Genomic DNA, 15,066 nt, shown 5'->3' with positions numbered 1-15,066 from the left:
GCCCAGTTTCTACAATCCCGTCCTTTCCTATCCCGCACGTCCTCGAGGCACATCCATGAAGAAGACTCTCACCCAGGTGGCGCTCGCGCTGGCCTTTTCCGCCGCAAGCTTCGGCGCCTTGGCCCAGGGCGTGCTGCGCGTCTCGGCCATTCCCGACGAGGCGCCCACCGAGCTGCAGCGCAAGTTCACGCCGCTGGGCGACTACCTGAAGAAGGAAACCGGCATGGACGTGCAGTTCACGCCCGTGACCGACTACGCCGCCGTGGTCGAGGGCCTGGCCACCAACAAGATCGACCTGGCCTGGCTCGGCGGCTTCACCTTCGTGCAGGCGCGCATCCGCACCAACGGCGGCGCCGTGCCGATCGTGCAGCGTGCGGAAGACGAGGTGTTCACCAGCAAGTTCATCGTGTCGGTCGACAGCACCGCCAAGACGCTGGCCGACCTGAAGGGCAAGACCTTCGCCTTCGGCGCGCCCTCGTCCACCTCGGGCAGCCTGATGCCGCGCTACTTTTTGCTGCAGGCCGGCATCAACCCCGAGAAGGACTTCAAGACGGTCGCGTTCTCGGGCGCACACGATGCCACGGTGGCCTTCGTGGCCGCATCGCGCGCGGAAGCGGGCGTGCTCAACGCATCGGTGTGGGACAAGCTGGTCGAGTCGAAGAACCCCAATGCCGCCAAGGTGCGCGTACTGGCGACCACGCCGACCTACTACGACTACAACTGGACGGTGCGCCCTGGCCTCGACCCGGCCGTTACCAAGAAGCTGACCGACGCGTTCCTGAAGCTCGATCCGGCGAACCCGGCGGACAAGGAAATCATGGCGCTGCAGCGTGCGAGCAAGTTCATTCCGACCAAGTCGTCGAACTACGACGGGATCGAGACTGCGGGGAAGTCGGCGGGCTTGATCAAGTGAGCCTGCGCGGATGAGTTTTTCGCTGGAAGGCGTGGGTGTCGTGCACCCCAACGGCCAGCGCGCGCTGGCCGGTGTGACGCTGGCCGCGCGCGACGGCGAACGCATCGCCGTCATCGGGCCCTCGGGCGCCGGCAAGACCACGCTGCTGCGCGTGCTTGGCGCGGCGCTGCGGCCCACGGAAGGCGAAGTTCAGGCCTTGGGCGCCAGGCCGTGGCAGTTGCGGGCCGCGGCGCTGAAGAAGCTGCGCGCCCGCATCGGCACCGTGCACCAGTCGCCGCCTATCGCGCCGCGCCTGCGCGTGGTTACCGCCGTGCTCGCGGGCCGGCTCGGCGAGTGGTCTACGCTGCGCGCGCTGGGCTCGCTCTTTCATCCCTCTGACATTGCCGGGGCGCACGAAGTACTGTCGCGCCTGTCGCTGGAAGACCGTCTGTTCGACCGCTGCGATCGCCTCTCCGGCGGCCAGCTGCAACGCGTGGGCATCGCGCGGGCCCTGTACCAGCGCCCCGCCCTGCTGCTGGCCGACGAGCCCGTGTCCGCGCTCGACCCCACGCTGGCCGATGCCGCCATCGGCCAGCTTGTCGCACAAAGCGAATCGACAGGCGCCACGCTGATGGCCTCGCTGCATGCGGTAGACCTCGCGCTGCGCTGGTTCCCGCGCATCGTCGGCATGCGCAACGGACAGGTAATGTTCGACCTGCCCGCCGCGCAGGTGACGGCCACGATGCTCGACGCGCTCTATGCGAGCGAAGGCGGCATCGCAACGCAGCGGCCGCAACCTGCAAGTGCGGCAATGGAAGCGGCCTTCCATCGGCCGGACTGTCCTTGACGAGCACCGCCATCACCCACCGCGACCCGCAAGCCACGCGGCGGCTGGCCGGATGCATCGCCGCGCTGGTCATCGCATGGCCGATGCTGGCGCTGTCCGAATTCAAGCCGTGGGCGCTGTTCGCCGGCGGCAATCTCGCAGTCATCGGCGGCTTCCTGGCCGGCTTCTTTCCGCCCGACGGCTCGCCCGCTTTTCTCGCTTTGCTCTTCAAGGCCACGCTCGAAACACTGGCCATGGCCACGGCCGGCATCGCGCTGGCGTTGCTGATCGGCGCGCCGCTGGGCTTCGTGACGACGCGCGCGCTCTCCATCTCGCGCATCGGCCCGGGCCCCGGCCGCGTGCAGGCGGGCATCGTGCGGCAGGCCGCGCGCTGGCTGCTGATGGTGCTGCGCGCCATTCCCGAAATCGTCTGGGCGCTGCTCTTCGTGCGCGCGCTTGGGCTCGGCCCTGCTGCTGGCGTGCTGGCGCTGGCCATCACCTACGGCGGCATGCTGGGCAAGGTCTACGCCGAGATCCTCGAATCGACCGATACGCGGCCCGCGCGCGCCCTGCTCGAAAGCGGCAGCGGCCGGTTTGCGGCGCTTTGCTACGGGCTGCTGCCGAACACGGCGCAGGAGCTGGCCTCGTACACCGTGTACCGCTGGGAATGCGCGGTGCGTGCGTCGGTGGTGATGGGCTTCGTTGGCGCAGGCGGGCTGGGGCAGCTGATGGACCAGTCGATGAAGATGCTCAACGGCGGCGAGGCGAGCAGCATCCTTTTGGTGTTCCTGGCACTGGTGTTGCTGGCCGATGTGCTGAGCAATGCGTTGCGGAGGCTGCTGGCATGACGACGCTGCCCCCGCGCCCGCCGCCGTGCTGGCGATGCCGCATTGCGCTGCTGCTGATCGGCGTGGCGGTGATTGCGAGCTTTGTCTACCTGGGCATCGACTACCGCGCGCTGGGCTCATCGGAGTCGCTGCGGCTCATGGGCAAGTTCATCGCCGAGTTCCTCCCGCCCGACGTATCGCCCGACTTTCTCGCCAAGGTCGGAAATGGCGCGTTGCAGACGCTCGCCGTGTCCGCGCTCGGCACGGTGCTGGCGGCCATAGCGGGCGCAGTACTCGCACTGCCCGCCTCGGGCCGTGCAGGCTGGCTGCCGCGCCATGCGGCCCGTTTCGTTCTCAACTTCCTGCGCAGCGTGCCCGAGCTCGTATGGGCCGCGCTGATGGTGCTGGCCGCCGGCATCGGCCCGTTCGCTGGCGCGCTGGCGCTGTCGCTGCACACCACGGGCGTGCTGGGGCGCCTCTTCGCCGAGGCATTGGAAAACTCCCCGCGTGAACCCGAACACGCGCTGACGCTCTCGGGCGCCAACCCCGTCACCGCCTTCAGCTACGCCAGCCTGCCCATCGTGCTGCCGCAGTGGGTGGCCTACGCGCTCTACCGCTGGGAGATGAACATCCGCATGGCCGCAGTGCTGGGCTTCGTGGGCGGCGGCGGGCTGGGGCAACTGCTGTACTTCCACCTGTCGATCTTCCAGCAGCAGCAGGCGATGACGGTGCTGATCGCGATGTTCGTGCTGGTGACCTTCGTCGACTTTGCAAGCGCTCGCTTGCGCCGTGGCCTCGGGCCTGCGTACGCCTGACAATCGGGGGCATGAGGTTCCTGCCATGAGTCATCGCCAGCCCGTGCGGGTCGGCGACCGCCACGCCTTCGACACGCTGATCGATGCCCGTTCCCCGGCCGAGTTCGCGCTCGACCACATTCCCGGCGCCATCAATTGCCCCGTGCTCGATGACGAGGAGCGCCGCATCGTCGGCACCGTCTACGTGCAGACCGGCGCCTTCGAGGCACGGCGCATCGGCGGCGCGATGGTCGCGGCGAACATCGCGAAGCATCTGCACGAGACGCTGGCCGACCGGCCCGAGAACTGGAAGCCGCTGGTCTACTGCTGGCGCGGCGGTATGCGCAGCGGCTCGATGGTCACCTGGCTGCGCCTCGTAGGCTGGGACGCGCAACAGCTCGCAGGCGGCTACAAGAGCTTTCGCCGGCACGTGATCTCGCAGATCGACACGCTGACCCCGAAGTTGGACCTGCGCGTGATCTGCGGCGCCACCGGCAGCGCAAAGACGCGCGTGCTGCATGCGCTGGCCGCGCGCGGCGCACAGGTGCTCGACCTGGAAGACTTCGCCAGCCACAAGGGCTCGCTGCTCGGCTCGCTACCGGGCGTGCCGCAGCCTTCGCAGAAGCACTTCGAGACGCTCATCGCAGCGGTGCTCGAAACCGTCGATCTCTCGCGGCCGCTGTATGTCGAGGGCGAGAGTATCCGCATCGGGCGGCTGTCGCTGCCGTTGTCGCTGGTGGCGCGGATGCGAGCGGCGCAGTGCATCGAGGTGGCCGCCACGCGCGAGGCGCGGCTGGCTTATCTGCTGCGCGACTACGCCTACCTGGGCGACGACCGCGAGGCACTGGCCGACAAGATGGGCGTGCTGAAGGAAATGCAGGGGAAGGAAACGGTCGCGCGATGGCAGCAGTGGGCGCGCGAAGCCGATCTGCCGCATCTGTTTGCGGAGCTGATGGCGTTGCATTACGACCCGCATTACCAGAAGTCACAGGAGCTGCACTTTCGGGCGTGGGGGCAGCGCCGGAGCGTGAATGCGGTTGATCTGTCGGATCAGGGGATTGAGGCTGTGGCTGAGGCGGTGTTGGGGCTGGGGTGAGCGGCCGATTTGGCGTTACTGAGGCCTGGCGCGCCAGTAATCAGAACAACGGCGAGCCGCCCGGCAGATGAAGCCAAGACCCCCGACTGACGCGCTGAGTTCGATCATCTGCATGCAGCTTGAGCTTCCAAAGACCAATATCGGTCTCATTTCCGCGCCGATCGATCTGCATGATCAAAACGCTGCTCCATAGCACAGAAAAACCTGTCAAAAAGGGGCCAATCGTTTTCCTACTATGGCGACCTTGACAAGTTTAATTCCTATTCGGCAATTATTTTCAGACACCAACCCCACTCACATCTATTGATCAATTTTCCGAAACATGATTCAAATCAATCTCCAAATACGTTTCGATGCACGGCTTCATTTGAAGAAATTCTTTCCACTTCAATAAAATTACCTTCATTGACCCCAGAGAAATCATCATCGAGAAATCATCGTCGTACAGAGAGAAAATTTTAACATTTTCAGATGAAAAATCAGCCCCCCAAGCGTCACGCGCATAGTGAAAATGCTCAATTTCCTTTTTTTCCAAGAGCGACAATTTTCTTAACCCCTCTTCCGCCCAAGAAATGGAATAAAAATAAAAGTTGCCACCATCATCCGTCAAATAATTAGCCAGAGACTCATCTGACTCTTTCTCAGTATCGATACAACTGCAGGCAGGCCTGAGAATGCCATCCTTGTATGCCTCAGAAACATACCAATAAAATTTTAATTTCATTTTTTATTACCGTTTAGGATAAACAGTTACCTTCGGTGATAAGTAACCTTCAACCCTAACACCACTTGGTGTAGTACCTTGCCACTTGCCAGGGCTTCCATGAACTGGTGTTCTATTTGTGTAGGCCGAGTCCACTTCAACCTTGATTCTGTCGGCGGTCCACGCGTCTGGAAACATCGTAGATGTACCTGGTGGGTTCCCATTTGTTTTTGGTAAAAAATGCCCCGGCCTTGAAGGATCGGGCACTTCGATGCGGGCAGTGTAGACACCTTGTGCATTTGGTGCAGATGCCGTCCCTGGAATCACTCGAACCTCATTTGTTGCAGTTGAATGCCCACCAACAATATCTCCATTCGGTTTTATTTCTGCGCGAAGAATGTGACCATCAAAATCAATTGGTGCAGTGACCTTTCCTACACCCAAAGACGCTTTCGTGTTTCCATCCAGCGGCCCGACGAAATCGGGCTCCAAGACGCGTCCAACATATGACTTAATTAGTCCGACGTCCACCCCAGGGGTTTCTTTTGCATTCGAATTATTGGCGGCCACCGCAGTTGGCGATGTATGCTGCGCCGCATTTATCGCATTCGCGTCGCCGTACTTCATTCCTGCACTGCTGTAGGAACTGCTCGCCGTACCGTCAACCGCCGAAACCTCTACCTTGCCTCCACCAGGGGCATATACCTTCGGGTCATACCATTTAGTGTCGCCATTCTTTCCCTGGTACGCGGTAACGTTCTTTCCGTCTGCGTCCTTGAAGGTATAGAGAAGCCGTCCGTCTGGCGTCGTCTTCCCGGTCGCTACCGCCTCTTTAGGCAACGAGCTCCAGCAATCGTTGTGAACCCAGACCCCCTGATCTCCTGATTCCCCACTGATGAAGTACGTGTGGAAGTCGGCAACGGTCAGGTTGTGCGCCTGCAGCGGCTCTTTCTTCCGCTTGAGTCCCGAAACCTCGAGCCAGCGCCCCTCGCTACCAAGCAGGCGATACCCAATCTTCAGATTGCTTGCATCAACCCACTGTGCATAAGCGATAGGCCCCCTGTAGTCGTGCCCCTCGGACGCCTTGGGGAGCACAGTCCCGGCCTCGGCACCCGGTACCTGCGCAAAAAACGGATGGATGGCATTCGAAACGATGACCTGCCCAGCGCCCGATGCATCCTTCACGCTGACGTAGACCGTTTCCTTGTACGGATTGCTGTAGCGCGCTAGTACTGCCTTGTAGGCCAACGCTCCACTGCGCTCGTCGCGCGCATAGACGCTGTCACCGACTTGTATGTCCTTGATCTGTGTGTAGCCAACACTTGTCTTGACCAGCATGTCCCCGCGGAACGAGCAAGTGACGCTGCCCGCGCGTCGGCTGTTCGTGGGATTGGCATTGGCTGGAGGGGTATCACCTGCCCCCTTGAGGTCACTCGTCTGTGCAGAAACCTTGGGCCGGCCTTCGCCACTCGCACTTGCCTCCCCCGTTCCCGAACGCATGCCACGCGTGGGCGTCGTCAATGCGCCACCCTCGCTAGGCAGCCCGGTCAACAACGCCTCTCCCGTCTCGCCGACCGCCCTGTCTGCCAATTTGCTGCCATCGCCCGGTCGCGCCAGCCCGGAAGTGAACACGGTCTGGGACACACCAAGATTGGCCGCACTGATTGCGAAACCCTCTTGCACGGCTTGACCTTGCTGCCTCAGTTCCCGCCCTGTGTCCAGCAACTGTTGAACTTGTTCAGGCGTCTTTCGGGCAAGGTGCGGATCTGTTCCTGCGTCGGCATAGGCAACGTAGGCCCCGCGAACGCCGGGCACGATCCCGCTTGCATTGCGATTGGTGATCCGGTTGTACAAGTCCGATGTCTGCCCCAATACACCAGCGTTGACCGTGTGATCGGTGTATGACAATGTGCCCCGAGCATCGAAGAGGCCGCCACCGCCGACATCCAACGACCCGGTGCTCTGCGCCACCTGCCGCAGGAAGGCCGCAGCCTTCGGGTTGTCCGCAATGCGCTTGGCCCAAGCACTGTCGATCTGGCGCAGGCTTTGTTCGGTCAGCTCGGTCGTTGCCTGCTCCACGGGAATGCCGCGCTTTGCGGCATAGGCCTGCGCATTGCCACGAATCAGCTGAGCCTCTGCCGGGTGCAACTGCCGGTTGTTGAAGTCTTCGTTGAACCCCGCTGCAGCCCCTGCCACTCCTCCACCTGCGGCGCCGAATCCCGCCGCCAGACCCGCACCAACCGCCCCCTTCACCGCATCGGGCAGATTGCGGGTCAAGTCATCGATGACCGGAGCTGCAGCCGACGCCAACGCCGCACCAGTTGCGCCTTGAAGATTGCCCGCAAGCCCACCGACCACGGCGTGCGCCCACGCGCGTGAAGCACCGCCTTCCTTCCAGCTTTCGTAGTTCTGCTTCTCCGCAGCGAGGGTGCCACTCGCATTCGCCAGATCGGTACTCGCTTGCGCCTTCTGGTCGTCACTTGCACTCGGGTCGTTCAAGACCTTCTGCGCCTGCGAGGCCTTCAATTGCGCCAGTTCGTATTTACCGGTCTGCTTGCTCGCATAGTCCCCCACGGCCTTGCTAGCCACCGGGCCGAAGGCCTGCGTAATCTGTGTCTGCGCCTGCACATCACCAACAAGCTTCTCGGTATCCCACTTCTTTGTCAGCGCATTCGTGCTGTCCACGCCGGTGCGCACGCTCTGGTCGCCCGCGATGCCGCTGATGCCGGCCTTGGTCACACTCGATTGCTTGCCCGATTCGCTGCCCACGCCCGCGCTACCGCCCGAGCCCACCTTGAAGTCCGAGCCCGGAATGGGCTTCTTGTCCGGGCCCTTGGGTTGCTGGCCCGAGACGCTCACGCCCAGGCTCGCACCGCTGGCCTTGTAGCTGTCGAAGTTCTGGACGTCGCTGGTGGTCAGGCTGGCGGATTTGAAGGTGTTTCTCGCGTTGTCCACCGCCGCCTGCGTGCTCTCGATCACCGCGCCCTTGAGGTCGGTGCTGCCCTTCACGTCGACATCGAAACCACCGTCGCCCGCCTTGATGCCCGACTGCTCCTTCACGCTCGCATAGTTGCCACCGGCCTTGGCGTTGCTTGCGCTCACGCCCACGCTCCACACGCCCACCCCAACGCTCAGGGAGCCACCCAAGCTCTGCTGCTTGCTGGCCGACGTGCCGGTGTCTTGCAGGCTTTCGATCTTCAGGTCGCCGCCCACCTTGGCGGTCACTCGGTCGGCTTCGATCACCCCGCCTTTGATCGCCATGTCGCCGCCGCTCGCAAGGTTCACCTTGTTGCCGGCGCTCAAGTGGCTGTTGGTGTAGGTCGAATCGGTGCCATCCGATTTGCCCCTGCTGCCGTTCGCCCCGATGTTGAACAGCAGGCCGTTGGTGCCGAAGCTCACGCCCACGCTGCCGCCACTGCCCTTGTTGGTGCTGTGCTGCTCGCTGGTGTTCTGGGCGGCAAGGATGTCGATGCGGTTGTCCGCCACGAGGGTCGCGGTGTCGCGCGCGACGATGTCGCTGCCTTGCACCAGAATGTTGCTGTCCTTGCCGCCACCGAGCGCGAGCAGGTTGACGTTCTTGCCCTCGACACGGCTGCCGGCCGCGGTGTCGCTGGTTTCGGTGCGGTTGCTCTTGTTCTGGCTGCCGCCGAGGCTGATCGACAGGTTGATGCCCATGGACTGCACCGGGTCGGCAACGTTGGCCATGGCATCGGCTACGCCTTTGGCCTCTGCGGCGATGGAGGCAGCCCCCAGCGCCTGCATGCGACCGTTGCCGGTTCGCTGCATGGCCTTGGCCGTGTTGCCGATGCTTTGCACTGCGCTGATGGCGGGGGCAGTCAGCGCAATGGTCAAGCCGCCGGTTTTCTGCTTCTGCTCGGTCTCTGTCCGGCTGGTTTCGCGCGCCTCGCGGATCGCGATGCTCTTCGCGGCGATGGTCACATCCCCTTCAGGAGCAACCACATCGCTGCCGACCTGCGTGTACCGATTGCCGGCGATGAGCGTCGTATTGCCGCCGATGCTGCCCACGGTGCTGCGCACTGCGCTGGTGTTCTCGCTTCGGGTGTCGGTGCTCTGGCTGCGGCTGCCGATGGTGAAGCCGAAGCCGCCCGAGCCCATGAGCCCGGATTTGCCGGTGCCTCGGTAGCTGCTTTCGGAGCGGGAGTCCTGGGCAGCCTCGACGGTGAGATCGCGCCTGGCGACGATGATCGTGTTCTTGTCGGCAATGACCTCGCTGCCCGACACAGTGACATCCCGTCCCGATATGGTGACGTTGCGCCCGCCCAGCGTGCTGCCGATAGCCGTGTCTTCGCGCAAGCTGTCCCGCTGGGTGGCGGTCTTGCTGGAGAGAAAGCCCTTCGTCTTGCCTTCGCTCGCGGAATCCGAGGCGACAGTGGCGCGAGCGGCTTCAATGCTTACGTTGCCTTCCTTGGCTTTCAGCGCCAGATCGCCCTGGGCATCGATGGCCGAGCCGCGGATGCGGATGCCGTTTTGGGCGTCCAGGGTCACGTCGCCGCCGCCAACAATCTGGCTGCCGACCTCCCGGCTGCTGGACTGACTGTTGAAGTTGCGCGGGCTGGTGCCTCGCTCCTGATGCTCTTCTTCCTTGACCGTCGAGACGGTGATGTCTCGCCCGGCCTTCAGCAGCGTCTTGCTGTCCGTGCCGGTGTTGGCGACGATGGCGCCCGCGAGGCGGAGGTCCCGCCCGGCCGAAGCCACAAGGGTGCCTCCCGGATTGCTCACATAGACCCCGGCCACGCGGTCGATGTTGGTCCTGCTGGCGAGCGCTCCGCCCTGTGTGCTGGTGGTTGTCTCGATGTTGATGTCGCGGCCGGCCGTCAAGGCAGCGACGTCGCCAGCCGTGATGCTTCCTCCGATGTTGTTGAGGTCGGTCCTGGCGTGAATGGCCAGGTCGCCGCCCGCGATGTGTCCGCCGAGGTTGTTTACGTTGTCCTTGTCGATCCTGACCAGCGTGCGCCCGGCGATGGTGCCTGTATTCATGAGGTTGCCGTCGCCCTTGATGACGGTGGCGTCGGCGCTCAGCAGCGCGCCCGAACCGTCGATGTCGCCAGGCCGCACTCGCACGTACAGCTGCGGCGCCAGCACATTCCGAGTGCTTCCGTCTGGCAGCGTCACTGTCTGTTCCACCAGCCAAACGATGTCGCTGGTGAGCTGGGCCATCTGGGCCTCCGACAGGCCAATGCCGGGGCGCAAGCCGTACTGCCTGGCAAAGGTAGCCCCGTTGTTCATGAGTGCCGTGTACTGCTCTTCGTCGCTGTAGTAGCCGTCCAGGTAGCGATAGCCCGTGAGCTGGGCCACCTGCTCGCGAATGAGCTTCTGCTCGTAGAAGCCGTCGCCCAGGCGCTTGAGCGTGTTGTTGGGGTCGAGGCCAAGGCCGCTGAGCAGGTAGTCGCTGCTGAGCCAGTTGCGGTAGTTGGCAAAGCGCGGGTCGGTCTCGACAAGATAGCCTTGCGGGCCGCCATTCAGGTTGAACAGGCTGGCCCGTGGGATATCAACGCGAGGGGCGCTGGTGCGCACGACCATCGGGATGGCTTGGCTGGCACCGACGCCGGGGTTGCTGCGGCCGCCGGTTTTCACGACCGCACCGACGTTGGCCGGCACTTCGACGATGGTGACATTGCCGTTGCCGCCGTTCGCTCCGCTCGCGGGCTTACCTGCGTCGTAACCCCGGGTGGCGTTGAGGCCGCCGGTTTTCTCGTAGGTACCGACGTCCTTGCTCACTCTCGACACGGGTTCGATGATGTCGGGTTCCCGTTTGGTGGCGCGCCAATGCACGATGGAACCCGTCTGCGTCGTGACCTCGCCTTGCAATGCCTCGTTCCTGATGCCGGGCGCCGTCAGCACGCCGCCGGCTGTGATCCGGCTGTCACGGTTCAGCCCACCACCGTTGAGGGCCATGTCCCTGCCAGCGACGATGGCTGCGGGATCGGCATCGATGGCCGTGTCGGTCGTCGTGGCGACAGTTTTGTCCCACAGGCCCCAGACATGGCCGTTGGCGGGCCTCCAGCTGCCGTCGGGGTTGCGTATCGCGAGGTTGGGCTTGCCCGGTGTGTAGGCAACATCTTCCGGCTTGAAGTGGCCGATGCCTTCCACGCCGATGGTTCTGGAGAACTGCCTGGTCGTCGTCTGCGGCCCGAGCTTGATGTGCGTGTCGAGGTTGTCGATCTGTCCCATCGAGATGGTCATGCCGCCCAACGACTCGATGCGCGCGCTCAGGTTGTTCAGGACACCGCCGCTCGTCGTTGCTTCGCGGTTCCTGTCGAGCTTGCCGCCGATGCTCATGGCCTTGGTGCCCACGCCGCCGCTGAAGATCAGCGCGTGCTCGCGGTTGCTGACGGTGCCGGCGCCGATGTTCAGCGTCTCGCGCGCCGCGATGGTCCCGGCCCTGGTCACGCCGCCGACAGTCTCGGCGTAGTTGTCGAGCGTGCCGGCCGCGACAGACACGGCGCTGCCGTAGATGCGGCCCGTGCCGACGTTGTTCAGCGCGCCTGAGTCGATTTGCGTCGATCCCTGGCTGTCGATCAAGCCTCTATTGGTCAACGTTGTCGCGGCATTGACGATGGTGTCGCCGCCCGACATCTCAGCGCCTGCGGTGTTGTCGACACTGCTTCCGACCACCGTGAGCGTTCGCCCCGCCAGCAGCTTCGTGTTGTTCGTGAACTTGCCGGCGGTGACGTAGCTCAGGTTGCCATTGACGCCGATGCTTGCGTTGTTCGTGACGTCCTGCACAAGTGCAATGCCCAGGTCGTTGGCGGAAATGATCTGACCATCGCCGCTGAAAGACTTTGCGTTCAGGAACACGCCGCCTGTGCCGCTGCGCTTCTTGCCGTCTGCACCGAGCGCGGCGGGCTGGCCGCCCATGAGTACACCATCGGTGTTCGTGAAGGCCTGGGTATCGGCCGTCAAAGCTCCCTTCGATCCGATGGAGCCCGCCACATTCTTGACGTCGCCCGCCTTCAGGTCGAGCGTGCCGCCGCTCACGATGCCTCCGGCCAGGTCTGCGGGTTGGGTCCGGTAGCCGGCCGCATTGGTGTTGGTCAGGATCTGGCTGTTCGTGTCGATGTGCAGCGAACCGCCCGACTGGATCAAGCCTGCATCGTTGTTCAGTGCTCCCGACCTGAGAACGACCGCTTCCGTCGCGGCCATGGTACCTTTGGCGCTGTTGTCCAGTTCGCCTCCGCGGGTGTTGATCGACAGCGAAGTTCCGAAGACCTTGCCGCCCCGATTGCTCAACGAACCGGCATCGATGGTGATCTGCTTCGCGACGGTTCGGCCGTTGTCTTGTGCGAAGCCATCGCTCAGGTCGACAACCAGTGCGCCATTGCCGGTGATCTGGCCGCCCACTCCGTTGTAGCTGCCGCCCGTCATGCGCAAGGTGCCTGCACCCGCATGCTCGATCTTGCCGCCCACGCTGCTGAGCGTGGCCGCACTCAGGCTCAAATCGTGGCTGTTGCCGGCGATGCGCCCGCCATCGTTGTTCAAGGTGCCGGAGACGGCCACGGTGGTCGCATCGGCCCCCGTCTGCAAGATCTCGCCGCCATGGGTGTTGGCGATGTTCGAGGCCTGCAGGTGGAGCCAGCCGGCATTGAGCGCACCGGCGTCGTTGACCAGGGTCTGGCCTGCCCGGGCGTTGGCGACGATGCTCAGGGTGCCCGGCGTCACGACCTTGGCCTTGTCGCTGGTGCTCACGTCGCCCCGCGTTGCCGTGACGGCGATGTTCGCTGCGCTGGTCTGGCTCTTCGATAGGTCGACGCTTGCGCCTTGCAATATTGCATTGCCGGCGGCGACGTTGGTTCCATTCGCAGCCAACATGCCTGACGCCGTGACGCTCAGATCGCCTGCGCTGCCCAGCTTGCCGTCGTTCTGCACGCCTGCACCGAGTGTGCTGGCACCGCTCGATGCCAGACTGCCAACCGTGACAACGGTATCGCGGCCCGCAGTGATGCGGCCGTCATTGACAAGCGCACCGGCGACGGCGAGCCCGGCGTCGTTGCCCGCACGGATCGTCCCGCTGGTGCCAAGCGTTCCCGCTCTCACGGAAAGGTCCACCCCAGCGCCGATGGCACCGTCTGCATTGGTCAGTTGATTGGCGACATCGAGTTGCACACCCGCGTTGACCGACTGAATGCTGCCCTTGGTGTTGTCCAGTGCGCCAGCGCCGAGCTTCAGGCCCTCATTCGCGACCAGCGTACCGGCGCTGTTGTTCACGGCTTGTGTCACCTTGGCCGTCAATCGACCAGCGGCCGTGATGGTGCCGCGCGTGTTGTCGGCCTTCCCTCCGACCGCGAGGCTCGCATCGCTGCCGCTGGTGAGCGTGCCATCCACGTTGATCAGATCGCCGTCCGTGGCGATGTGCAGGCTACCCGCATTCAGCTTGCCGCCTGTGTTGTCGAACCGGCCAATGTTTGCACCGAAGCTCTGGCTGACATTGAGCGTGCCGCCGGCGTTGCTGAAGCTGGCGCCGGACACGGCCATGGTGGCCACGTTGAGCGTTCCGCCCGCGTTGTCGATCTGTGGAGTCTTGAGCGTAATTGGGCCGCCTGCGTAGATGCGCCCGCCGTCGTTCTGGATCGTGCCGGCAGCGGCGATGGTGCCGGGAGATGGAGGAACAGAAGACGGCAGCGGCGATGCGCCACCGCTGGCTGCACCTGCACTCGGATTGGACGGATTCGAGGTAGCGGAGCCAGCAGACGTGCCGCCGGCGCTTGCCGTACCGCCTGCTTCGGCTGGCGACATCAATGGCTCCACACCGATCACACCGCCGTTCGTGTTGCTCAACACCGGCGAATCGATCGTGAGGCCGGCCACGCTGGTCTGCCGGATGGTGCCGCCTCGGTTGTCGATGTTCGCGCTGCTGTTGAGCTCGACCCGCAGCCCTTCGAGCATTCCTGTGTTTTCCAGCCGCCCTTGCACCGTCACTACAAGACCGCCTGCCCCCGCGCCGACGCTGCCCGCATTGCGCACGCCGAGCCCCGCCTCGGTGCCGACGAGAGTGATTTTCTGGGCGTACATGCCACCCAGCGCGGCAACATCGAGTGCGAAGGCCGGTGCGGGCCCGGTGCCTGCAGTGGGCGTGACACTGCCGTGATCGGCGCTGACGTTGTTGGCACCCGTGACCACCTTGAGCTCGCTCGCCCAGATGCCAGCGTTGACCTGCACGGCCCGCGCAAGGATCGCCGCGTAGTCCGTCTTGCTGACATCGAGCCCCGCACCGTCGATACCGACGGTGCCGTTGCGTACGAGGAAACTGTCGAGTCCACCCGACGCGTTGAGCTGCGGCACGCCTGTGGTCAGCGTTGCCCGAGATGCGTTGATGAATCCGCCGCCATTCACGGAGATGCCCGCCGGGTTGGCAATGATCACCTCTGCGCGCGGCCCACCCACTTCGATATACCCGCGCAACTGCGTCGGGTTGCCGCCATTGATTTCATTGAGGATGACACGCGCAGAGCCCCTGGCCAGCCACGGGTTGCCCTGAACGATTCCGCCGAGCTGCGTCTGCACATTCACGCGGCTGTTGTTCAGGATGGCGCCATTGCGCATCACGTCGAACTGGTTGTAGACGTTGCGGCTCACGCCCGCGGCCGAAGGCGTCTGGATGTTGACGAGCGGCACGCCGTTGGGTGCCACCAGCACGGTCGGTCGAAGATTGCCCGGGACGTTGGGCGCATCGACTATTTGCGCACGAACGGCTCCCGCAACCAGCACACCAAAGAGCGCAACCGCGGTCGTTGTCCTTCCGGGGGCCCCGGGCGTGCCTTTGGAGGCGCCCTTGCCAATGCTGGCCGCCGTTTCCTGAACCACCATGCGCATGCCGCGCGCGACGTTGAAGATGATCCGGTAAAGATGCTTGTTCATTTTTTTCTCCCTGATGGCTCGGAAACTCAAACTCGAATCGAGGCCGGCGATG

Annotated in this window: 7 protein-coding genes; 5 read left to right on the top strand and 2 right to left on the bottom strand. The window is 63.9% G+C overall.

Annotated features, from left to right (window positions below; genetic code table 11):
- Positions 1-55 precede the first annotated feature (55 nt).
- From ACSFBF_RS11775 to mnmH, 5 genes are read left to right on the top strand one after another with little or no spacing between them, the layout of a single operon-like run.
- A complete protein-coding gene (locus tag ACSFBF_RS11775) occupies positions 56-913 on the top strand; it encodes a putative selenate ABC transporter substrate-binding protein (protein WP_435467042.1) in 858 nt (285 codons plus the stop codon).
- A 10-nt stretch (positions 914-923) separates the two neighbouring features.
- Positions 924-1,739, top strand: coding sequence for a phosphonate ABC transporter ATP-binding protein (locus ACSFBF_RS11770; protein WP_435467040.1), 816 nt, complete (start codon positions 924-926; stop codon positions 1,737-1,739).
- Positions 1,736-2,566, top strand: coding sequence for a PhnE/PtxC family ABC transporter permease (locus tag ACSFBF_RS11765; RefSeq protein ID WP_435467038.1), 831 nt, complete (start codon positions 1,736-1,738; stop codon positions 2,564-2,566). The genes ACSFBF_RS11770 and ACSFBF_RS11765 overlap by 4 nt, the downstream gene beginning before the upstream one ends.
- A complete protein-coding gene (gene phnE, locus ACSFBF_RS11760) occupies positions 2,563-3,360 on the top strand; it encodes a phosphonate ABC transporter, permease protein PhnE (protein ID WP_435467036.1) in 798 nt (265 codons plus the stop codon). The genes ACSFBF_RS11765 and phnE overlap by 4 nt, the downstream gene beginning before the upstream one ends.
- 25 nt (positions 3,361-3,385) lie before the next feature.
- Positions 3,386-4,435 carry a tRNA 2-selenouridine(34) synthase MnmH gene (gene mnmH / locus ACSFBF_RS11755; protein ID WP_435467034.1) on the top strand — a complete coding sequence of 350 codons (1,050 nt, stop codon included), beginning with the start codon at positions 3,386-3,388 and terminating at the stop codon, positions 4,433-4,435.
- Between the two features lie 307 nt (positions 4,436-4,742).
- Here mnmH and ACSFBF_RS11750 read toward each other — a convergent pair whose 3' ends face one another.
- On the bottom strand, positions 4,743-5,159 hold the full coding sequence (locus tag ACSFBF_RS11750; RefSeq protein ID WP_435467032.1) for a hypothetical protein: 417 nt from the start codon (positions 5,157-5,159) through the stop codon (positions 4,743-4,745).
- A 6-nt stretch (positions 5,160-5,165) separates the two neighbouring features.
- Positions 5,166-15,014 (bottom strand): hemagglutinin repeat-containing protein, encoded by a 9,849-nt coding sequence (locus ACSFBF_RS11745; RefSeq protein ID WP_435467030.1) that lies wholly within the window; start codon positions 15,012-15,014, stop codon positions 5,166-5,168.
- Positions 15,015-15,066 lie beyond the last annotated feature (52 nt).

This window comes from Variovorax nivicola, assembly GCF_051216475.1.
GTDB lineage: Bacteria > Pseudomonadota > Gammaproteobacteria > Burkholderiales > Burkholderiaceae_C > Variovorax.
This window is presented reverse-complemented; position numbering and strand designations above follow the sequence as displayed.

Coding starts and splice junctions, on each gene's coding strand:
- phnE (WP_435467036.1), top strand. CDS start 2,563: ATGACGACGCTGCCCCCGCGCCCGCCGCCGTGCTGGCGATGCCGCATT.
- ACSFBF_RS11745 (WP_435467030.1), bottom strand. CDS start 15,014: ATGAACAAGCATCTTTACCGGATCATCTTCAACGTCGCGCGCGGCATG.
- ACSFBF_RS11770 (WP_435467040.1), top strand. CDS start 924: ATGAGTTTTTCGCTGGAAGGCGTGGGTGTCGTGCACCCCAACGGCCAG.
- ACSFBF_RS11775 (WP_435467042.1), top strand. CDS start 56: ATGAAGAAGACTCTCACCCAGGTGGCGCTCGCGCTGGCCTTTTCCGCC.
- mnmH (WP_435467034.1), top strand. CDS start 3,386: ATGAGTCATCGCCAGCCCGTGCGGGTCGGCGACCGCCACGCCTTCGAC.
- ACSFBF_RS11750 (WP_435467032.1), bottom strand. CDS start 5,159: ATGAAATTAAAATTTTATTGGTATGTTTCTGAGGCATACAAGGATGGC.